General features: G+C 49.0%; 17 protein-coding genes and 2 tRNA genes. 15 read left to right on the forward strand and 4 right to left on the reverse strand.

Annotation, left to right across the window (positions count from 1 at the left end):
* The first annotated feature begins 293 nt into the window (after window positions 1-293).
* The 3 genes from P2W70_RS04620 to P2W70_RS04630 all read left to right on the forward strand — a co-directional run bounded on the left by P2W70_RS04620 (window position 294) and on the right by P2W70_RS04630 (window position 4,040).
* Window positions 294-1,145: a helix-turn-helix domain-containing protein gene (locus tag P2W70_RS04620; protein WP_276480252.1), complete on the forward strand. Its 852-nt coding sequence runs from the start codon at window positions 294-296 to the stop codon at window positions 1,143-1,145.
* A 137-nt stretch (window positions 1,146-1,282) separates the two neighbouring features.
* The gene (locus P2W70_RS04625; RefSeq protein ID WP_276480253.1) at window positions 1,283-2,710 is read left to right on the forward strand and encodes a sigma-54-dependent transcriptional regulator; all 1,428 of its coding nucleotides are present in this window, start codon (window positions 1,283-1,285) and stop codon (window positions 2,708-2,710) included.
* A gap of 256 nt (window positions 2,711-2,966) precedes the next feature.
* Window positions 2,967-4,040: a hypothetical protein gene (locus P2W70_RS04630; RefSeq protein ID WP_276480254.1), complete on the forward strand. Its 1,074-nt coding sequence runs from the start codon at window positions 2,967-2,969 to the stop codon at window positions 4,038-4,040.
* Window positions 4,041-4,074: 34 nt separating this feature from the next.
* On the opposite strand, the gene P2W70_RS04635 is transcribed toward P2W70_RS04630, so the two are convergent.
* From P2W70_RS04635 to P2W70_RS04645, 3 genes are all read right to left on the reverse strand, one after another.
* Entirely contained in the window at window positions 4,075-6,588 is a 2,514-nt protein-coding gene (locus tag P2W70_RS04635; protein ID WP_276480255.1) for an Hsp70 family protein, read from the reverse strand.
* A gap of 14 nt (window positions 6,589-6,602) precedes the next feature.
* Window positions 6,603-6,920 (reverse strand): hypothetical protein, encoded by a 318-nt coding sequence (locus P2W70_RS04640; RefSeq protein ID WP_276480256.1) that lies wholly within the window; start codon window positions 6,918-6,920, stop codon window positions 6,603-6,605.
* 124 nt (window positions 6,921-7,044) lie between these two features.
* A tRNA-Glu gene (locus tag P2W70_RS04645) sits at window positions 7,045-7,116 on the reverse strand.
* 144 nt (window positions 7,117-7,260) lie between these two features.
* Here P2W70_RS04645 and P2W70_RS04650 point away from each other — a divergent pair.
* Window positions 7,261-8,697: a thioredoxin-like domain-containing protein gene (locus P2W70_RS04650; RefSeq protein ID WP_276480257.1), complete on the forward strand. Its 1,437-nt coding sequence runs from the start codon at window positions 7,261-7,263 to the stop codon at window positions 8,695-8,697.
* A gap of 395 nt (window positions 8,698-9,092) precedes the next feature.
* Here the strand turns inward: P2W70_RS04650 and P2W70_RS04655 are convergent.
* Window positions 9,093-9,164 (reverse strand) — tRNA-Glu (locus P2W70_RS04655).
* Window positions 9,165-9,602: 438 nt separating this feature from the next.
* Here P2W70_RS04655 and gap point away from each other — a divergent pair.
* From gap to P2W70_RS04710, 11 genes are all read left to right on the forward strand, one after another.
* Window positions 9,603-10,616 carry a type I glyceraldehyde-3-phosphate dehydrogenase gene (gene gap / locus P2W70_RS04660; RefSeq protein WP_276480258.1) on the forward strand — a complete coding sequence of 338 codons (1,014 nt, stop codon included), beginning with the start codon at window positions 9,603-9,605 and terminating at the stop codon, window positions 10,614-10,616.
* Between the two features lie 121 nt (window positions 10,617-10,737).
* Entirely contained in the window at window positions 10,738-11,934 is a 1,197-nt protein-coding gene (locus P2W70_RS04665) for a phosphoglycerate kinase (protein ID WP_276480259.1), read from the forward strand.
* A gap of 381 nt (window positions 11,935-12,315) precedes the next feature.
* Window positions 12,316-12,906, forward strand: a complete 591-nt coding sequence (locus P2W70_RS04670; RefSeq protein WP_276480260.1) for a LemA family protein — start codon at window positions 12,316-12,318, stop codon at window positions 12,904-12,906.
* 18 nt (window positions 12,907-12,924) lie between these two features.
* Entirely contained in the window at window positions 12,925-13,386 is a 462-nt protein-coding gene (locus P2W70_RS04675; RefSeq protein ID WP_276480261.1) for a TPM domain-containing protein, read from the forward strand.
* A 20-nt stretch (window positions 13,387-13,406) separates the two neighbouring features.
* Window positions 13,407-14,195: a TPM domain-containing protein gene (locus P2W70_RS04680; RefSeq protein ID WP_276480262.1), complete on the forward strand. Its 789-nt coding sequence runs from the start codon at window positions 13,407-13,409 to the stop codon at window positions 14,193-14,195.
* Between the two features lie 71 nt (window positions 14,196-14,266).
* A complete protein-coding gene (locus P2W70_RS04685) occupies window positions 14,267-14,704 on the forward strand; it encodes a TPM domain-containing protein (protein WP_276480263.1) in 438 nt (145 codons plus the stop codon).
* Entirely contained in the window at window positions 14,701-15,246 is a 546-nt protein-coding gene (locus P2W70_RS04690; RefSeq protein WP_276480264.1) for a hypothetical protein, read from the forward strand. Before P2W70_RS04685 ends, P2W70_RS04690 begins: the two co-directional genes overlap by 4 nt.
* A 24-nt stretch (window positions 15,247-15,270) precedes the next feature.
* A complete protein-coding gene (locus tag P2W70_RS04695) occupies window positions 15,271-16,161 on the forward strand; it encodes a TPM domain-containing protein (RefSeq protein WP_276480265.1) in 891 nt (296 codons plus the stop codon).
* A gap of 579 nt (window positions 16,162-16,740) precedes the next feature.
* Complete coding sequence (locus P2W70_RS04700; protein ID WP_276480266.1) at window positions 16,741-19,362, forward strand: hypothetical protein; 2,622 nt, start codon at window positions 16,741-16,743, stop codon at window positions 19,360-19,362.
* A 7-nt stretch (window positions 19,363-19,369) separates the two neighbouring features.
* Window positions 19,370-20,464 (forward strand): DUF928 domain-containing protein, encoded by a 1,095-nt coding sequence (locus P2W70_RS04705; RefSeq protein ID WP_276480267.1) that lies wholly within the window; start codon window positions 19,370-19,372, stop codon window positions 20,462-20,464.
* On the forward strand, window positions 20,461-20,991 hold the full coding sequence (locus P2W70_RS04710) for a hypothetical protein (RefSeq protein ID WP_276480268.1): 531 nt from the start codon (window positions 20,461-20,463) through the stop codon (window positions 20,989-20,991). The genes P2W70_RS04705 and P2W70_RS04710 overlap by 4 nt, the downstream gene beginning before the upstream one ends.
* Window position 20,992: the final 1 nt, after the last annotated feature.

Below are 20,992 nucleotides of genomic sequence, written 5' to 3' on the forward strand. Positions count from 1 at the left end.
CGGCTGCAGACGGCTTCATGCAGGCAAGGTATCGAAGGTAGCCTTGGCCGCTACCGGTATCAATGGCTGTATCATGCCGTTTGGTACCTCAATGATGAATTCGCCGTCACGAAAATCACCCGGGTTCATCATGATATTTCATGACATGTCCACGAAATATCATGATGCGGGCATTGGGAGTGTTGTGTAATGGTTTGATTAATAGTAGGTTGATACTGTGGCACAGCCTTTGAAAAATAGGTAGTGACCAACCTGCTTCGGGCAGGGCCACCTTCACATCTAATGCGCCTTTTATGATCTATTCAAGTAACATTGACCATCAAGCTGCTGACAACGGCCAAAACCAATCACCAGTCGCCATTCTCCGCTTCAACGGCATGCAGCATGGCAGGCACCAGCAATCATTTTTTCTCAAAGAAGACGCGGTCCTGTTCGTGCTCGACGGACAGGTCAATGCCCGCCACGGCGACCATAACCGCAAGTTGAATGTCCACGACTTTGTCTTCTTTAAAAAAGGAACCTTGCTGGAATGCGCTCCTTCGATGCCGCAATCCGAAATGCTGCTGTTTGTGTTGAAGCATGAATTGACTCTGCAGTTTGCCGCGATGACCAACAAACCCGCCAAAACCAACACACCGGCAGGTCCGCTCGCCTGGGGCGACATGGATCAATCCCTGGCGGCCTTTTGCCAGGGCATCCGGGAACAGCTCAATACGCAGGGAACCATACCGGAGCCCCTGCTCAGCATCCGGGGACTGGAATTGATGTTTCAGTTGTCCAGCAAATGCCCTGTCATCGGCTCCCTGATCATGGATTGCCGTGAACGCTATATTCGGGATATACCGGCGATGATCGAGGAAAAGCTGATGGATGACGTACCCGTTCCGCAACTGGCCCGCCTGGCTGGCCGCAGTCTCTCCAGCTTCAGACGGGATTTTTTTTCCATCTATAATATGGCGCCATCGAAATGGATACGGCAAAAGAAACTGGAGAAAGCCCAGCTCCTGCTGTTGAACACCAATTTGACGATAACAGAGATTTGCTATACCATGGGCTTTCAAAGCAACGCGCATTTCTGCAGGATCTTTAAATCCTGCTTTGGATACAGGCCTTCCGATACACGCAGGCAGGCATTGCCAAGCTGAGTCTTGGATCGGACATGTCCGGAGCAGCAGATAGATGGACAATATTAAACGTCACATTGACAAAAATCATAAATGGTGCCGATATGATGTCGTGGCCTGCATCAATCAACAATGAAAGATGGATAAATGATCGAAAAATGTCGACTTTTGCCCGGCCGGCAACTTACACCACCAATGCCGGCCTGTTTGGCATGAAGCAAAAGTTGCTTATTGTAGAAGACCAGTTTATCGAAGCAAACAACCTGAAGCTGATATTGACCACAGCAGGATACAGGGTTTGCACCATTGCCGCATCGGTACACGCAGCACTGGCAATTGTCGAGAGCGAGTCGCCCGACCTGGTACTCATCGATATTATACTGCAGGGCGAGCTGACGGGCATTGATCTTGCACACAGGTTGCGTCAGAAAGGGGTAGCCTTCGTATTCCTGTCAGCCAACTCAGACAAACGCATGCTCGAGGCGGCAAAAATAACCGAGCCCTATGGCTTCCTGGTAAAGCCCTTCCGGAAAAAAGATGTACTCATCATGCTGGATATCGCCTGGTACCTTCACCAGATCAGGCAAAATCCGGTAACAACGCAAAAGAGCAACTCGCGACCTCCCATTGCGCAGGTTCGCGACGTGAAGAAATTATTGGGCGATAGTCCGGCCATGCAGGAAAGCCTGCTGGCGATCAATACAGTAGCGCCGTCAGATATTTCAGTGCTGATATTAGGGGAGAGCGGTACCGGAAAAGAATTGGCCGCTCAATATATTCACCAGCTGTCGTTCAGGCACGCAAAACCCTTTGTTGTGGTCAATTGTGCGGCACTACCGGCCAACCTCGTCGAGTCGGAATTGTTTGGACATGAGCGTGGTGCCTTCACCGGTGCCACCGATAAACGTATCGGCAAATTCGAAGAGGCAGATGGAGGAACGATCTTCCTCGATGAGATCGGTGAGCTACCGATCGATTTGCAGGCAAAACTCCTGCGCGTACTGCAAGAGCGTGAGATAGAGCCCGTGGGTGGTAAAAAGAAGCGGATCGATGTACGCGTCATGGCTGCCACCAACCGTGACCTGGAAGAAGAAGTAGCAAACGGTCAGTTCCGGATCGATCTGTTTTATCGACTGAACGTATTTCCCGTTACTATGCCTCCCTTACGCGAAAGAGGAAAAGATGTATTGTTGCTGGCACAACACTTTATTCAGCAGTATGCCGAGCAACAACACAAACAGATCACCGGATTATCAGAAGATGTCAAGCGCCTGCTGCTGGAATACTCCTGGCCGGGAAATGTCCGGCAATTGGAAAATGTAATGATCCGTAGCGTCCTGTTGACAAGAGGAGACCAGATCACGCAGGTAGATCTGCCTCTCCAATACAGCAGAACAGGAAGCAGGGCTACCAGCTCTACCAAATCCATACAGGAAAATGAGCGCGACTACATCATCGGTGCCCTGGAAAAATGTGGATGGAAATTGTACGGACCCGGTGGAGCAGCCGAACTGCTGGACATAAACGCCTCTACGCTTAGTTCCCGCATGCGTAAGCTGGGGATTGAAAAGCGCAAAAATATGTAGCGAACCACGTAGCCGGTCCAATTCTAATGGCGCTGGCCCCACCGATAGTCTGCAACCTATCCTGCCCTCTCCATAACTGTCTCCTGCCAGCTGACCGCTACAATAATTCCGCAAATGTTTACAACAGCCATTTCATCCTGGTCCCGAATTACCTGGCGATAGGATATTCAGGAACGTTGTACCCCTCTTGACAGCGCCATTTGCGACTTTACGTGAGATTGATTATTTTTCAGGGATTGAAATTTGAAATAACGTAATGCAATACCTGTCGCCTGCTGCAGTTCTGGGAGAATCATTGTCTGGTACGCTGGATAAGAAAGCTATTCAATTGGGTCGCAAGAAACTCTTCGCTGATCTGGAACTCAGCGGTGGTAGTACGATCGAATTGCAGGGCAGGTCTTTTACGAAGAACGATATTGTTCAATACCTGGAAAGCCTGTTGAAAGAAGATGCGCTAAGTTATCATAGTGCAGTAAACGAGGATCAGGTTTTGCTCGGTTTTCTGGAGAATATACATATTGGACGAAAGGAACGGTTCCGGCATAATCCGCTGTATGAACAGGAGCAATTTATCCAATGGATCAGCCCCTATTTTTATAGCTCCTTCACGGCATTCATGAGTGAATGCTTTCTTCATCCCGACGAAGACAAACTGATCGCTTTACTTAATAACAAGCTCTTGATGACTGCCAGGGACCTTGAATCGTCCTGGGATTCCGTCACCAGGATCCTATTCAACGATCTTTCTACGCTGGAGCAGTTTGTCGACCAAAGCAGAAGCGAAAGATCACACGAAGCGTTGTCGGTTCATGCGGTGAGTAGTTTGATGGAATACAGTTATGTGCGCATGATCATTTTGCTGCCCAAAAGCAGGTTTGACAACCTGCGGGACGAATTTGCGCTGCAAATGCAGAACGCCTGCATTATCATATTTAACAGGAATATACGCTACAGGTCTTCTGTGAGGACCTGGATGGATAATGCCATATTATTGGCATCTTCCCAGGAAGTAAAAAACACGCTGGGTGAGAAGCTGGCAGAAATGGAAAACATAGTAAGCGCAGACACGACCGGTAGCGGTAGTAGCGGCAGCGACAGCGGTTCGGCCTCTGGTATATTTAAGTTCTTGGCATTCGCCCTGTTTATCATCATTAAAATAGCTACCTGTAATTCCGGAAACTCTACACCGGCTTATGAATGGCATCCATCTCCCGAGCAGTCACGCATGTTTGATTCTATCCTTAAAAGCCATCGGGATACAGAAAAATTGGAGTCGGTTCCATTGATGGATACAAGCTCCGCGAAATACCGCACCCGTCACTTTAAGTAGGGCCAGGTACGCCCGATCGCTGGTGCAGGCTGGATCATCCACGCAACCCCGTGCCTTTGATCGCTTCGTCCTGATCCTTGTCTATCAATAGTTCGTACATGCGGTAAATAATGCTCAATAACTCATGGGTGTTTTGTCGGGTTAAGGCCTCATCTCCTCTCTTCTTCAGGGATCTTATTTCGGCCTGGTTGCTGTATTCCTCATTGGGCTTCGTGGTGTAATACATGTAAAGGCTCGTTACATAACCAATGTCTTTTTTCCTGACTTCCCAGGTTAGCCGGTCCAGTTCATTGATCTTCAATTTAAGGAACTGTGTACTACAGTTATTGATCCAGGCGCTTTCTGCTGCATGCAGGCCTTCCAGCCGTTGCTGCAGTTCCTTGTTGTCGGTCTGCAGAAGCAATAGCCGGTACATATCTCTTTTTTCGTAGTATTCCTCTTTTAGTTCCAGGAGCTTGTCTCCTTTTTCTACCGTAGCGATAGCCTGTGCCAATCGTCTCTTTTGATCGTCCAGCTGATACTTGGTATCAGTGACATCGTCGGCTGTCAATTGGCGCAATTTGCGGAGAATGGTTTCCAGTTCTTCGAGGGTTTGCTGCAGCGTCGCACTTTCTTCATATTTTTCATTTTTCAGCAGGTTGTCAAGCTGTCGCTTAGCCAGGCGGTGCAGATAGTCGGTTTCTTGTTGAAGGCGGGTTATATTGACAGTTCGGGAGGATGGATTGAAAACTTCGCTGATCTCTTTGTCGATCTGGCTGATATAGGCGGTAACTGTTATATCCCTGCTTTCGCTGATCTCGAAGGTAAGGTCCAGGTCAGACCCTTTTACCAGGTCTGCCGGGAGATCTCGGCCGCTAATGCCGACAATACCGATCGGAAGATTGGAGGGGGGAGATGCATAACGGCTACCCTCCAGTACATTGATTAGTAACTGGTCATCGCTTCCTTTGATGATTGTTCTGCTGAGGGTTTTCGTGATGGTTTTTTTGATAGGAAGAATTGCATTCCTTTCAAAGATCAATTCCAGGTGAGTTGTTTTATTGTCCGTATCGTCTACTTCCAGGCAAATGTCATTGGGCAGCGGCTGGCCGTAAATGGAGAACTTTCCCTGAACGATCGTGATCTCAGGGATTGAAGCCGGCAAGGGAAATCCTTGCTGATCAAATAGCTTCAGGTTGAAAATGTTCATACTGTTGGGCACCAGCAACAGCATTTCGCTGATCTTGGGTTGCACGGGTTTCAGACCACTGTCAAATCCGCCATCGGACCGCGTAATGCGGTAGGTGCTTCCCGTGGGCGCATGTTGGATCGTGGCGGCCAGGTATTCTTCAGCATCCCGGCTATTAGCCTGGTAGGCAGTTTTGACCACGATGGCCGGAGTGCCACTGGTTGGAGACGTTGCTGCTGACGGTTCCTGGGCTGCAGATAGGGATACGACCCTACAGGGTTTGCTGCCCGCGTACCAGGCGGCGCCCTCGGCAACAGCCGTAGTTGGGTCAATGGAAGTGTTGATCGTAACGCCTAATTCCTGGGTCAATAAACTTCTCACCAGGGGGATGTAGGTACTTCCGCCCACCAGTACCACTTCAGTAATATCGGAAGCCTGCAGGTTATTTCTGCTCAGCAGGTCCCTGATAAAAGCAATAGAAGATTGTAAACGCTCCAGGATGATGCCCTCAAACTTTTCCCGGCTCACGGAAAAATAAACCTCGTGCGTCTCGTCTGCTTCGTCCGTAAAGTCAAATTCAATATCCGTACTGGCATAACTGCTCAGAGCGATCTTTGCCTCTTCGGCCTTATAAAGCAACTGGTAGTACAATTTATTGTACTTACCATTAGAGCTTAACATCTTGGAGGAAAGGTCCTGTATGCCAAACCGGGCTTCTAAGTAAGGGATGAATAATCGGGTCAGGATCTCGTTGTCAAAATCGATACCACCAAAGAAATTATCGCCTTCATGGTCGATCACCTTCATCTCGTCATCCTCAATAACAACCAGGGCCACATCAAAGGTTCCACCTCCGAGATCATAGACCAGCCATTGTCCTTCCAGACCATCTTTGCCTGTTTTGTTGGCGAATGCCAGGCTCGCAGCAATAGGCTCTTGAAGCAGCAGCACTTCCTGGAATCCGGCTGCGTATCCGGCCTCCTTGGTGGCATTGCTCTGCACGGTGTCAAAGCTGGCCGGAATGGTGATAACCACGCTGCTGGGAGATTCTCCCGTAAATATAAAATGCTTAAGTTCCTGCAGAATAAGCGTGCTTAATTCGATGGGCGTTTTGAAAGACACGTTGTTGGGCACAAAAAAGCGTTCACCGGTACCCATTTTTCGCTTGAAAGAGGCAAAGACGTTGGTGGGATCCTTTTCTACATATTCTCTTGCCTTGTCTCCAATTAAAATACGGTCTTTCCGGAATGCAACGACACTTGGTAAGGTCGTTTTCATGCCTGATGGATTCTTGAAAACATCTACCCGGCCATTATGCGCCTTGGCGATGAGTGAATTGGTAGTACCCAGGTCTATGGCAAAATTGATAGTCGACGACATTGGAATGCTTGGTTTTATTTATTACCTACAATGACAACACCTTTCTGCAGCAAAGACCGGCGTCCATCTGATTGAGTATATACAATGGGTTTGATGACATCCAGCACAAAGAGACGATCGGCTGTTGCCCCTGTAATACTGGCTTCCAGGTCTGTGCGCGCCTCGTTGTAAGCTTCTCCAAGAGGATTGAGCAGTAAAAGTCCGGCTTCTTCCAGTACGGTCTTCATGCGGTCTATATTCCGGGAGATCGCGGTGGAGGATGGGGTAGTGGCCAATTTTTTTTCGAGCTCAAAAACCAGGTTGGCCATTTTTAACCATAAGTGCTGGGGCATGAGGGTTAATTTGATACAATATAGATGCCCGGTAGTACAACTCAAAACATTTCTTACACAAATCGAAGAGGAGTGCTTAGCGCCCTGAAAACAAAAAAAGCCGCTCAAAGAGCGACTTTTGTTGTACCGCGTACGGGATTCGAACCCGTATCACCACCGTGAAAGGGTGGTGTCCTAACCCTTAGACGAACGCGGCTGCTGAAGTCCAAAAGTTGGATTGGGGGTGCAAAAGTAGGGAAGGGAACAATACCAACCAAATTTTCCGAAATCAAATCATTCCATTGTGGAATTCTGGATGTTCTGCATCGTAGGTGACCACTCCGCCTGTCAAACATAACTTATGAAGAAACGTGCCATGCACTCTGCAACAATTATCAAAACCTTGCTCCTCGCTTCGCTGGTAGTCGGGGCTTTAACTGGGTATGGCCAGGAAACTGCCAAAGAAGTCTGTTTCGTGATCGATACCGTCACCGCGATCAATGGAAAGATCCTCAACAAGAACTTCTACTACCACGATATCGCCTTGCATGGCCACCCCGTTCATTTTTCAGAAGACACTTTCCGGGTGATGGCAGATCAGCCGTTCTTCCTCCTGCAGGCCGATGAAAAGCAACATCCCTACCTGATACATCCCGGCGAAACCATCCATGTCGGATTTACGGCATCCGGAGCGGCCTACCTGTCCATTCCCGGCAATAGCCAACGTACCCGGGAGCTCAACTTTTTTACCGGGCTGGTACAGCAAACAGGTAATATGTCGTATGGATTGGGACTGCCACCTTTTTTGAAGAAGGTGAATGACGGAACAGCCCTGGGGCAATATGAAACACAGATCTTCCAGGCTCACCAGGAGCGATTACGTTATCTACAGCAATACCGGCAACAAAAGCCGGTTAGTACTGCTTTTGCAGCATTGGCCGAAACCTGTATCAACAGCGTCGCACTGCGTGATTCGGTTGAGTTGTACGCATTCAACAAACAGTTTTTGGAAAGCCAGAATATGCTGGTGAAAAAGTTTTCGGCGAAAAAAGCAGCGCTAGACAATATACCACTTACACCCGTACGTTTTCCACTACAGGCATACTGCGACGTGCTGAATGTATTATCGCTTGGGGCGGTCAGGTACCAACCTTATGGGGCGCCGGAGTTTGAAAAGCAATTCAAATTGATCAATGAACAGTTTACGGGCAAGGTGCGCGAATATTTACTCTTTAAAGTATTGATGGACGCATCGAGTCGTTATTTGGCTATTCCGGAGCAACGGTTAAAGCGCTTTCATGAACTCAGCAACGATAGCCTGTACAGGTCGATGCTGGCAGAGAGGATGAATACAGCGAAGGAAATGATCGCCAGCAGCGGTGAGGCGATCATCGATGCGGCGGGAAAGCAAACAGATTTTCCCAACATGGCAAAAAGTTATGCGGGCAATCTGGTGTTGCTCGACTTTTGGGCCAGTTGGTGTGCGCCCTGCCGGGCGGAGATGAAATATTCGAAGCAATTACAAAAGACGTTGGCTGGCAAACCTGTTCAATTTGTATACCTGTCGATCGATGAAAACAGGCAGGCCTGGTTAAAGGCCAACCAGCAAGAGCAACTACCAGCCAGTAGCTATTTGTTGCTGTCACCTGCCAGGGCAAGCATCCTGAAGAATAATACGGTCATGAGTGTGCCGCGCTATATGCTATTGGATAAAACAGGTAAGGTAATCGCCGACGACGCGCCAAGGCCCAGCGATCCCGCCTTATTGTCTTTGATCGAACAGCATATAAAGCTTTGAGCTTCCAGGCAGCCTGTCTCTCACTTAGAAGTTTGCGAAAAGCCACCATTGCTGACCCAGCGATCATTTATTATTTTGAAAGATTCGCAACAGGTTGATTGACCCCAGCTGTGTAGTCTGTTCCACCGGGCCTGGAAGAAAGTTCGAACTACACGCTGAGGGGGTTCCTGACAGCTTCGACGATACTGCAATAGCCAGTTTACTATAGAAGGTAGGCCGTCTCAATGAAGCATTGAGGCGGCTTTTTTGTGAGGTCATGGGATTTCTCAGTGTTCTCCAGCTTGTCAACCCGGTCTCAATGAGGCTTGATCGCTGATCTTCCTCCAGTCGCCCCGCTTACCGTCGGCATTGACATAAAACAAAAAAGCCGCTCATTGCTGAGCGACTCTTTTTTGTACCGCGTACGGGATTCGAACCCGTATCACCACCGTGAAAGGGTGGTGTCCTAACCCTTAGACGAACGCGGCTGCTGAAGTCCAAAAGTTGGATTGGGAGTGCAAAGGTAGGGGCGACTCCATTTCCAACCAAATAAATATCAGAAACTTCGGGAAATATTTTACCCGCCTGAGCCATCTCCCCGAATTAACGGATTGGTAATCTGGTAGCTCGGTAGCCGATGGGGTACGCTCTTACCCTGGCGCGCAACAGTGGACTGCATTCCACTCCTTCCCGGCTGTGCCGCCCTTGCGGTACGCTCCGCCGACAGTACACTGAACTTTTTCGGGTAGCAAGCTGTAGTTAAAGAGACAATCCGACCAATTCCACCCGCCGGTTGCCCGCCATAGGCCTGTACCAGCCGTTTGCTGTCTGCCATCAGCCCGATTTCTGTATTCAGTACACGGTATTCTGTACACATTATTGTAACTTCACGCCGCATTTGTAAACCATTAAATAAAAAATTGACAATGAGCACAGTTAAAGTGGCCATCAACGGGTTCGGTCGTATCGGCCGTTTGGTTTATCGCCAGATCTACAAAATGGAAGGTATTGACGTAGTAGCTATCAACGACCTTACCAGCCCCAAGGTATTGGCTCATCTGCTCAAATACGACAGCGCACAAGGTCGTTTTGATGCCGACGTAAAATCTACAGAAAACTCTATTATAGTAAATGGTGAAGAAGTAAAGATCTACGCCCAGAAGAATCCTGCTGAAATTGGCTGGAAAGACCACGGAGTAGACGTAGTACTCGAGTGTACTGGTTTCTTCACCGATAAGGACAAAGCTGCTGCTCACCTCACCGCCGGTGCCAAGAGAGTAGTGATCTCTGCGCCTGCTACAGGTGATCTGAAGACCATTGTGTTCAACGTAAACCACAACGAACTCGACGGTAGCGAAACCATCATTAGCTGCGCTTCCTGCACCACCAACTGCCTGGCGCCAATGGCCCAAACCCTCGACCAGCAGTTCGGTATCGTGAACGGTCTCATGACCACCATCCACGCGTATACCAACGACCAGAATACACAAGACGCGCCTCACCCCAAAGGTGACCTGCGCCGCGCTCGTGCTGCCGCTCAGAACATCGTGCCCAACAGCACCGGTGCTGCCAAAGCCATCGGCCTGGTACTGCCGGGTCTGAAAGGAAAGCTCGATGGTTCCGCACAACGTGTACCTACCATCACTGGTTCACTCACTGAGCTCACAGCCATCATTTCTAAAAAGACAACCGTTGCTGAATTGAACGCCGCTATGAAAGCTGCATCCAACGAAAGCTTCGGTTACACAGAAGACGAGATCGTAAGCACCGACATCATCGGTTCTTCTTTCGGCTCCCTGTTCGATGCTACCCAAACACGTGTACAAACAGTAGGCGACTCTCAACTGGTACGTGTTGTTAGCTGGTACGACAACGAAATGAGCTATGTAAGCCAACTGGTGCGCACGGTGAAGTACTTTGCCGGCCTCATCAGCAAATAAGATCAGTATAGATTTCTATACCTTTAACCGCAAAGAAAGCTAAGCATTAGGAAAGCCCTGGCAGTTGCCGGACAACTACAAAATGCCTTACTACTTTGCGGTTAATTTTTAAAATCACACCATGTCTACATTTAGCCAACACAACTTTAAAGGAGAGAAAGCCCTCATACGCGTTGATTTCAACGTGCCCCTCGACGATCAGTTCAACATCACCGACGATACCCGCATCAAAGCAGCCGTTCCTACCATCAAGAAGATCCTGAACGACGGCGGCAGCGTGATCCTCATGAGCCACCTCGGCCGCCCGAAAGACGGTCCTACCGATAAATATTCCCTCAAACACCTCATCAAGCACATCAGCGAACTGCTCGGTGGCACCACCGTATTGTTTGCCAATGATTGCATCGGCGAGCAGGCGTATGTAACCGCCGGCATGCTGAAGCCCGGTGAAGTATTGCTGCTCGAAAACCTTCGCTTCTACAAAGAAGAAGAGAAAGGCGACAAAGGTTTTGCAGAGAAATTATCAAAGCTGGGTGATGTATACGTAAACGATGCGTTCGGTACAGCGCACCGCGCACATGCCTCTACTGCTGTGATTGCTGAATTCTTCGCCAAAGACAAACGCATGTTTGGCCTGTTGATGGAAGGAGAGGTGGCGAGCGCAGAAAAGGTGTTGCACGAGTCGAAGAAGCCTTTCACGGCCATCATCGGCGGTGCCAAGGTATCCGATAAGATCCTCATCATCGAGAACTTGCTGGAGCGAGCCACCGATATCATCATTGGTGGTGGTATGGCCTACACCTTTATGAAAGCCCAGGGTGGCCATATCGGTAAATCACTTTGTGAAGACGACCGTCTCGAAACAGCCCGTGAGCTGATCAAGAAAGCAGATGCAAAAGGCGTTTGTCTACACCTCCCTTCCGACTCTACCATTGCCGATAAGTTTGCAGCGGATGCAGAAACCGCTGCGTCACCCAGCAATGCCATCCCCGATGGTTGGATGGGGCTCGACATCGGCGCCATGGCCTGCGATCAGTTTACCAACGTGATCAAGCGTTCCAAAACCATCCTCTGGAATGGTCCGATGGGCGTGTTTGAAATGGAAAAGTTCCAGCACGGTACCAAAACGGTAGCCGAAGCGGTGGTAGAAGCGACCAAAGAAGGAGCCTTCTCCCTCGTGGGTGGCGGTGACTCGGTGGCAGCTGTCAACCAGTTTGGCTTCGCCGATAAGGTGAGCTATGTATCTACTGGTGGTGGTGCGATGCTCGAATACTTCGAAGGAAAGACCCTTCCAGGTATCGCAGCGATCAAAGACTAATATACAATTATTTCTCATACGAGGCCGGCAGCTGATCAGCAGTGCCGGCCTTTTTGTGGGCGGATACCGTAACCTGTGATATAGGAGCTTGCTGCGACACGGTATTCAGAAAAGGGTAGCTCCCTGCCAGCCGCCCGACAGAGACGCCGCTTTGTTCAATCTTTCTAATAGAGGTCTAATGGTGTAGCAAACAAAGGGAGCACCCAGGCCATAAATTTGCACAGTTGGTGTAATAAATTGGAGACACACCTTACTAATGAATACGAAAATGGTGTGCATGGTCGTTTGTTGACCTGCATAAGCCATTGAATTTCACAACAAAAATTCTAGTAGCCTTATATAAAAAGGGTTAATTTTAGAAAGTCATCAAATCTTAAACAAATGAAGTCGCGTAATCTCGTTCTGATTATTGTAGTAGCAGTCATCCTCATCCTTGGCGGTTGCGGATGCAGTGGTTATAACAGCATGGTAAATCTCGATGAAGATGTAAAGGCAAAATGGGCGAATGTACAGAGTGATTACCAGCGTCGGGCCGATCTGATCCCCAACCTCGTCAACACGGTAAAAGGAGCTGCCAATTTCGAGCAGGAAACCCTGACCAAAGTGGTGGAAGCTCGTGCCAAAGCAACTTCTGTCAATATCGATGCCGGCGATCTTACACCGGAAAAAGTAGCCCAGTTCCAACAGGCACAGGGAGAATTGAGCGGTGCCCTCAGCAGGTTGCTCGTAACGGTTGAGAAATATCCTGAACTGAAGGCCAACCAAAACTTCCAGGACCTGCAAAAGCAACTGGAAGGAACAGAGAACCGCATCAAGGTTTCCCGCAATGATTTCAACGCCGCTGTACAGGGGTACAACTCTACCATCCGTAAGTTCCCCAACAACCTGTTTGCAGGCATGTTTGGCTTCCGCGTTAAGGATGGATTCAGGGCTGATCCCGGAGCAGAAAGAGCACCAGACGTTAAATTCTAAACCAAGTCTCACCGATACATGGCACTTTTTTCATTCAATAAGAAAGTCGAGTTTTTCTCGGAAGATGAAAAGCAACGGATAGTGAAAGCTATCCAGGAAGCGGAGCTCACGACCAGCGGAGAGGTCAGGGTGTTTATAGAAAGCCGTTGCCGGTTTGTCGATCCACTCGACCGGGCCGCAGAACTGTTCTGGTCGCTCAAGATGGATTATACCCAGGACCATAATGCTGTATTAGTGTACGTCGCTGTACGGGATCATCAGTTTGCAGTGTTTGCCGACCAGGGAATCCATGAGAAAGTGGGCGACCAGTTCTGGGCCAAAGAAGTCGGCGAGATGAAAAAGCATTTCCGGCAAAACCATTACGCCGATGCGGTGATACACGTGATACGTGATGTGGGACATGCACTGCAACACCATTTCCCTTTCAACAAGGAAACGGACAAGAATGAATTGCCCGACGATATCATCTTCGGAAATTAATCACTGAACAGGAAATTTGCATGAAAAGAATCATTGCCATAGTGCTGGTATTGCTGACGGTAGGGGTGAAGGGGCAAGACATCGGGAGCATCATCAAAAACAAGCCTACGGTGCTTGTGAACGATTATGCCGGTGTATTGAGTAGTAGCGAGAAGCAGCAACTCGAGCGCAAACTGGTGGCCTACGACGATAGCACCTCTACACAGATCGCGATTGTCCTGGTCAACACCCTCGACGGCAAACCCCTCGAAGAGACTGCCCTGAACATCTACCGTAGTTGGGGCATTGGCAACAAGAAAACCAACAACGGGATACTCATCCTGGCGGCCATCGAAGACCGGCAGATCAGGATAGAAGTAGGATACGGTCTCGAGGGGGCAATACCGGATATTACCGCCAACCAGATCATACGGAGTGATATTGGACCCGGTTTTCGCAGCGGCGATTATTATGAGGGGCTCGATAAGGCCACGCAATCGCTGATACAGGCAGCCCAGGGCGAATACAAAGCGCCCAAGGACTATCACAAGAAAGGAAAGCGTAATACCGGAATCGGTGGTATCATTGGATTCGTGGTGATTGTTATCATCCTGTCCATTTTCCGCCGTGGCGGTGGTGGAGGGGGCGGCTACATGAGCCGCAGAGGGGCGGGCGACGTATTTACACCATTCATCATCGGCAGTTTGCTGGGTGGTGGAGGCCGCGGAGGCGGTGGTGGAGGCGGCGGCTGGTCTGGCGGTGGTGGCGGAGGCTTTGGAGGCTTCGGCGGCGGTAGCAGTGGTGGCGGCGGCGCCAGCGGTAGCTGGTAAACGAAGCACCACTTACGACCTTATAATAACCCTATCCCATGCGTTCCTTAGCTCTCGTTATAATTACAGTCATGAGCACTGCGCTGACAATGGCGCAGCGACCCATTGATAAATTTGTACGGCCCTTGCCTTCCCAGGCAAGGGCCGTTGTTGATTTTGATGACTTCCTGACACAGGAAGATTTCATTGAATTGGACAACGACCTCGTCCGGTACGACAGCCTTACCGGCAATACCATAGTATTACTAATACTTCCTTCGCTCACCGACACAGTCACCTTGAGGTCTTACACGATCGAAGCAACAGCATTGGCTTACTTCAATACCTGGGGTATCGGACGGAAAGAAACCAATCGGGGCGTACTGATCCTCCTGGTGCCCAGCCAGCGGCAGGTGCGGATAACAGTAGGCCGCGGCCTGGAGACGGTGCTGACCAATGAGACATGTTCTCTCATCATACAGGAGCAAATCATCCCTCATTTCAAAGAAGGGGCTATAACAAGGGGTTGAAAGCGGCGATCGCCGCGATCAAGGCAGCACTGGGGCAGGAAAAAGCCTCGTCGGAAAACGACACCGCTGCGTTGGTCGCAACCGGTAACACCAACACAAATCAGGATGAATACAACAATACAGAACTGACTACTCACACTTCTTCGAGCGGCTTTGGGTGGGGTGTATTCTTCTTTGTTGCTGTGCTGTTTATTGCTGCTGTATTGATGGCGAAAAGCGGGATCGGCGATCGCAGCGACGCAGCCATGATCACGAATACGGGCTACCACACCAGTATACCTGGCAAAAAGGATGACTGGAGCGAAGCGCTCGTAATGGCCGGTTTGTTGGCTGTTGAACACAGCCATAGCAATTCCGCTCAAACGAGCAATTCATGGGATAATGGTTCTTCCCACGATTCCAGTTCTTCTTCCTTTGACTCCGGTTCGTCCTACGATTCGGGTTCTTTTTCCTATGACTCCGGAACATCGTCTTCTTCCGATACATCCAGCAGTTTCGACAGTGGCAGCAGTGATGGCGGCGGTGCCAGTGGAAGTTGGTAATGGCTGTCCCTAATAACCTCACCGATGCGTAATTTATTTATAGCAATCCTCTTCATCCTGTCTGCTGTACAAGCTGAAGCACAGGAGCCGATTGATCAATTTGTACGGCCTCGTCCAGTCAAGGCAAAGCCCGTGGTAGATTTCGCCCGGTTGTTATCGCCCAAAGAGTCGCAGCGTCTGATTAAAGACCTCACCGCTTATCGGAAGCAATCTTCCAATGCTATAGTGATCATCACACTGCCTACGCTCACCGATCCGGAAACAGCAGAAACCTACACGATAGAAGAAGCTGCTTATGCTTATTTCAATACCTGGGGTATTGGAGACAGTACGAAGAATAATGGGGTGCTGATATTGGTCGTCCCTTCCGAGCGCAAATTGCGGATAGAAGTAGGCACGGGACTGGAGTACCCGTTGACCGATGACGCCTGCCAGGAGATCATCGATAACCAGCTGGTCCATAATTTTAAGGAGCAACAATATTACCAGGGACTGGCTGATGCAGTAATGGCCATTAAGCAGGTGCTGTATGGTGGTGTACAGGGGGCTGAAGACAGCACAACGGCTGCGACCGAAACATCCCGTACCTATGAAACGGCAGCCTATGAGCCGAACTTTGTTCCCATCGATTCGTCGTTCAATTATACGGGTATAGCTGTTACCCTGGCTGGGCTACTCGTGATCGGCTGTTTCCTGTACAAGATCTTCAACGGAGCTGCCAACTATGGTAGCGATCTATATTCAGGCAGAGGTTATCGCAGGCATTACTCCGACAGGTTCGACGACTGGCCTAGCCAAAACGACAGCCATCGGAGTTCGTCCTCATCTTCTTCATCAAGTAACTCTTCCAGCTCCTCGTCCAGTAGTTACGGCGGTGGTAGCAGCAGCGGCGGCGGTGCCAGTGGGAGTTGGTAATTGCATGGCGCGTCTTGTCGCTTTGTGCACGAGCTTCTCGTATCCAAGTCATATAATTCATTTCGTACCGTATTTTTACTAACCACGGTGTCGGGCAGATGTTTGTTATCAATCCTATGTGCATTTGGAGGGAACCTGATCATAGGCGCTATTGACATTATTTCCCGCTTACAAAGAAAGCCACAGTTCATGTATTATAAATAGTCTACATAGTTTTTGCACACTTATCGCTCAATACTGCACACTTATAGGCCAAATCGACACACTTACGAATTACTGTTGAAATATTGTGTAGAAAAGTTTTTTCGTATTTGCATAACCCGTAGTTTCGTATAGCCATCAAGTAAAACCCCCATACCTAATCAAACCTCGCTTATGATCACCCTAAAGTCCATCCTGGTGCTGGAACCCAGGCTCCACTACAAACACTACGTTACTTGTATATTCCCCTGTTTACTTTCAGATACCCGATAAAGTAATCATTCACTTACTGTATATCCGTTACTGCAGGAAATAGCTGGCTATTCCCCTGTAAGGACCATATTGTTGCTGGATTAATCATCAGAAGAAAGCATTCTTATGCCTCGTAAAACCATGTTTTTACGGCATGCTACCCTTATGCGGTTGCTCGCCGGTGTTACACTATTGTGTTTAATGGAAACCGACGCTGTTGCGCAGGTGCAGGATTCATTAAAAAGGTCCAATACGCCCCTGGTAGAACAGCTGAAGTCCGCCAAGCCCGGCATGAAGGAGGTGCTTTCCGAAGCGGAGATGCATAAGTTCAACAACATCGTGGAGACTATTAATAAGCGTAAACGCTTTTTGGATCAGCTGCCTGCCAATATACCGGGAACGAATAACCTGATCAACTTGTCAAAATCGCAATCGCCTTTCTCTGGTATGAAAGATTCCGTGATGGGCGAGTTCCTGCATTATGTAGGCAACAACTTTGGTAAAGAGCGCGTGAATAAATTGGCGAAAAGCCTGTTGGTATCCGGTGATTCCGCAGGATTACAGAAATACCTGGGCAATAAGCTGAAAGGGTTTTATGCCATCAAAGGAAAAGAAGCGTTTCAAATTCCTTCGTTCGAGAGTTTGGTGGACAATCAATTTAAAGGCGCACAGTATAGCCTTGTTCGTGATAATACAGCCCTGGCGCCAGCAGGTTGGATGCATCACCTTAGTGCAAGTAATGACATGATGATCATGGATATTCCCTTTCACTTTGAGTTGGCCAATTTATCCGACACGTATATGCCATTGCGATACAACAACCTGGTAAAAGTGTCCTTTGATAAAGACGCCTTTAAAGGGCGGATGCAACAAAAGCTGGCAAAGTATTATGACCTGGAGAAATACCTGCTCAATGAAGTAGACATGCTTTCCTTTGTAAAAAAGCATTTCGAGCAGGAACTGACCTCACAAGTAGAGGGGCTGAAGTCCTCACTGGTGCAAAATCCTAAAGCCATGTTGTTTAGCAAATTCTCCTACGACGAATTGCTGAAACTAGATATCAGCCAGGTGAAAGAGAAACTGATGCCGGCAGATATGGTGAAAGGGGTCAAGGAGCAAATAGGGGTATATGAAGACGTGTTGAAGAATAGAGCAAGTGAGCTGTCTGCTGTACAGCGGGATTCATTGGTTAAACTGGTGACCCAAAAGACCGAACACCTGCAGTCGCTGGATCAGTTGGTGACGAAGGTCAGTGGTGTTAAAGAAAAGCTGGCAGCGAGTGGTCTCAACGTCAATCAGATCACCCGGCAACAACAGCAGACCAATACGCAGACATTCAATAGATGGAATCAACCGTCCACCATTAAGGAAGCGGGCAGTAACCTGTTGCCGCAAAATGGCCTTCAGCGGTTCTTTGGCGATATATCGGCGCTCAACATAGGCACCTTTGCCAACAACAAGAGTGAAAGGTCGATCAATGCACTGATTTCAGGTGGCCTCCAGATCGAAGCGCTCAAAAAGAGCAGCCTGTTGGGCGGCGGTCTGGGTAATATAAAAGATGCCGGTTTTCTGAAAGATGCAGGACTGCAAAGTTCTTTAACGGCGGCCGTATCCATGCAGTATGCGCAGCTGGGCAAAGGAACTACAGGAAGAAAAGGGACCACGGTGACAGTTATGAATGCCAACACCTATTCGCCCGCTTCGCTTTATTATGAAGCCAATAACCTGGCCCGTAACATTTTCGTAGGTACGATCTCCAAATCATTCAGCGTGCGCAAGAACGGTACGGTGGAAGCAGAGGTATCCAAATCTGCCACACAATTCCGGAATACGGCCTCCGTATCGCCCGACCAGGCAATGGAGCAAAAAAGCGCCTTATATAGTTATGCAGAAGACCTGCTGCAGACCCTGTCTGCCGGTGTGCGTTACCAGGACGACTGGGAGCAGATTGGGTTGACGCACAACGCACACGTGGCTTATGCTGGTTTTGGCTACAATAACCCCGGCAATCCATCCGCGTCGAAGGGATCCCTGCAGTATGACCTCCAACTGCGAAAATACGTGGAGAAGAAGAAAGGCTTCCTCCAGGTACAGGTTGCCAACAGGAATTACAATTATTCCGCCGATGGCGATCAGCGTTGGAAGAACTTCCAGGTCAACCTGCAGGCGCGCTACCGCTTTGATCGTAACCTGACTTTGGGCGGCAGGATCAATCAATACCAGCTGATCAGGAAGACGGCCACCGGCAACCAAAAGATGTATGTAAGCCGGAAGATAGCTGCAGAAGGCCAGTACAGCAGTGGCCTCTTTGGACTCCATCAGCGCTCTGTATTTTCAGTAGGGTTGCAGCAGTTCGACAATGTTTACACGCAACAAGGTGGCAACAGCAGCCTGTTGCTGACGCAATGGGTTACCAGCATACTCTTGCAGCAGGTGCAAGCTACAGTTAGCCTTTTCTACAACAAAGAGCTGACAGAAAATAAGCTCATTGGCGATCAACTGAACGCCGAAACCGGTGTAGGTTATACGATTGGCAAGAAGATCATGATGAATTCTTCGCTGACCTACCTCGATAATAAACTAGCTGCCCGTCAGCTGGGTACGCGGCAGTCCATTAATATGATGATCCTGCGGAATTGCTCCATAGGGGCATACATCGATTGGCGCAAAAACCTGATAGAGCCTATCAATCCCTACCTGTACGGAAATTTCAGGGGCGAATTAACAGTTCAATACCAGATAAAATAAAGAGACCATGATGCGGTATTTATTGATCTTATTGTTATGCGGACTTCAGCTACGCGCTGCAGCACAAATAACTTTCCAGTTTGTACCTGAAGTGCAGGGACGCACGGCCGACGGCTTGTTGTGGGTGAAGTTGACGAGTTTGTCACAACAACCAGCCACCATTTCACTCGACATCTCTGTAACGGAGAAAAAAGCAGGCAGGATCATATCGGTTACGACAGCGCCCTTTGCGGTGATGCCTGGTAATAATGCCATCGAGCGAAAAGCAGCCAGCAATGCGGTGATCCGGTTTGCGGATAACAACCTGGCGAGGCTCGTGAAGCAGAGCAGTTCCTTTCCGGAAGGTGAATACGAGTATTGTTTCCAGGCCTTCCGGGCCGACAAAGGTGGTAACCGGGACCTGCTGGGCGAGCAATGCTTTGATTACCTGGTTGAGCCACTCACCCCTTTGTTTCTGATAGAACCTTTCCACAAAGAGCAAACCTGCGACAAGCGACCCACATTCACGTGGCAGCCTTCCATGCCGGCCATCCCGGGTGCAGAATATCGCCTGACCATGGTGGAAAAGAAAGGCCACCAGGCTAGTCAGGAAGCACTGGTATACAACCTGCCCCTGATCAATCAAACCAACATAACAGCACCAATGCTCATCTATCCAGCCAATGCCAACTCGCTGGTAGAGGGTAAAACGTATACCTGGCAGGTAACCGTCTATAAAGCAGGCGTGATCCTCAATAGGTCGGAGATATGGGACTTTACCGTCAAGTGTACCGATACGCCCGCGGTGGAAAGATCCGAAGGCTTCAGGGATATTGAAGACCTGGCCAAGGGGAATTATTATGTAGCCCATGGCAAACTGTGCTTTGCAGTGCAAAACCCCTACCAGGCACAGGCCGTAGAATATGCTTTGTTCTGCATCAATAAGCCTGATCAGATATTCAAAAAATTACCCAAAGTAAAACTGCGGTCAGGTGACAATAATGTCACGATAGATCTATCGGAGATGAAATCAATGGTCGACGGGTTCAATTACATCTTCACGGTTCGCCTGCCCAATGGACGTACACAAAAATTAAGATTCATTTTTAAAGCACCACTATGAGGAAATGGATAATTGGAGCAGCTGTATGGCTCGTGCTCGCTGCCTGTTCGGATGGTAAGCGTGGCAAAGCAGTAGACCAGTATGCGAAGAACCGTGACGCTTTTACAAAGACCTTGCAGAGAAATGGCTTTACCCTGCAGTTTGATTATATACCATCTGGAGCCTTGTCTCAGTCTGGAAATCCAGCTGACACCCTTAGCGAAAATAGACTCTATCACTTTCGCCTGCAGGTAATTTGTCCAGTGGCCAATGATGGTGTTTCGAAAGACAAAACGATCTTCTACTATGGCCTTGATTCGCTTTTCACCCTGGGGGCAGAAAACCTGACAGTAATGCCCGTTTCGGTGGAGCCTGTTACTACAGGCATAGCTACCAGGTTTGAATACCTCGTAACAATTGCGGCAAAGGACCTCGTGCCTGGAAAACAATTGGAGATCATTTACCATGATCGCCTGTTCACCAATACCAGAATGTCCTTTGTCTTCGACCGTACCCAAATTGACGAATTAGAAAAAACATACAGCTAAG

Origin of the sequence: Paraflavitalea pollutisoli (assembly GCF_029360705.1) — a bacterium.
In the GTDB taxonomy this organism is placed as follows: Bacteria; Bacteroidota; Bacteroidia; order Chitinophagales; family Chitinophagaceae; genus Paraflavitalea; species Paraflavitalea pollutisoli.

What these genes read in the sequence shown, in the direction of transcription:
- P2W70_RS04685 (WP_276480263.1), top strand. Translation starts at nt 14,267, where the DNA reads ATGAGCACTGCGCTGACAATGGCGCAGCGACCCATTGATAAATTTGTA.
- P2W70_RS04665 (WP_276480259.1), top strand. Translation starts at nt 10,738, where the DNA reads ATGTCTACATTTAGCCAACACAACTTTAAAGGAGAGAAAGCCCTCATA.
- P2W70_RS04635 (WP_276480255.1), bottom strand. Translation starts at nt 6,588, where the DNA reads ATGTCGTCGACTATCAATTTTGCCATAGACCTGGGTACTACCAATTCA.
- P2W70_RS04650 (WP_276480257.1), top strand. Translation starts at nt 7,261, where the DNA reads ATGAAGAAACGTGCCATGCACTCTGCAACAATTATCAAAACCTTGCTC.
- P2W70_RS04680 (WP_276480262.1), top strand. Translation starts at nt 13,407, where the DNA reads ATGAAAAGAATCATTGCCATAGTGCTGGTATTGCTGACGGTAGGGGTG.
- P2W70_RS04710 (WP_276480268.1), top strand. Translation starts at nt 20,461, where the DNA reads ATGAGGAAATGGATAATTGGAGCAGCTGTATGGCTCGTGCTCGCTGCC.
- P2W70_RS04630 (WP_276480254.1), top strand. Translation starts at nt 2,967, where the DNA reads ATGCAATACCTGTCGCCTGCTGCAGTTCTGGGAGAATCATTGTCTGGT.
- P2W70_RS04625 (WP_276480253.1), top strand. Translation starts at nt 1,283, where the DNA reads ATGTCGACTTTTGCCCGGCCGGCAACTTACACCACCAATGCCGGCCTG.
- P2W70_RS04700 (WP_276480266.1), top strand. Translation starts at nt 16,741, where the DNA reads ATGCCTCGTAAAACCATGTTTTTACGGCATGCTACCCTTATGCGGTTG.
- P2W70_RS04640 (WP_276480256.1), bottom strand. Translation starts at nt 6,920, where the DNA reads ATGCCCCAGCACTTATGGTTAAAAATGGCCAACCTGGTTTTTGAGCTC.
- P2W70_RS04675 (WP_276480261.1), top strand. Translation starts at nt 12,925, where the DNA reads ATGGCACTTTTTTCATTCAATAAGAAAGTCGAGTTTTTCTCGGAAGAT.
- P2W70_RS04670 (WP_276480260.1), top strand. Translation starts at nt 12,316, where the DNA reads ATGAAGTCGCGTAATCTCGTTCTGATTATTGTAGTAGCAGTCATCCTC.
- P2W70_RS04620 (WP_276480252.1), top strand. Translation starts at nt 294, where the DNA reads ATGATCTATTCAAGTAACATTGACCATCAAGCTGCTGACAACGGCCAA.
- P2W70_RS04695 (WP_276480265.1), top strand. Translation starts at nt 15,271, where the DNA reads ATGCGTAATTTATTTATAGCAATCCTCTTCATCCTGTCTGCTGTACAA.
- gap (WP_276480258.1), top strand. Translation starts at nt 9,603, where the DNA reads ATGAGCACAGTTAAAGTGGCCATCAACGGGTTCGGTCGTATCGGCCGT.
- P2W70_RS04705 (WP_276480267.1), top strand. Translation starts at nt 19,370, where the DNA reads ATGATGCGGTATTTATTGATCTTATTGTTATGCGGACTTCAGCTACGC.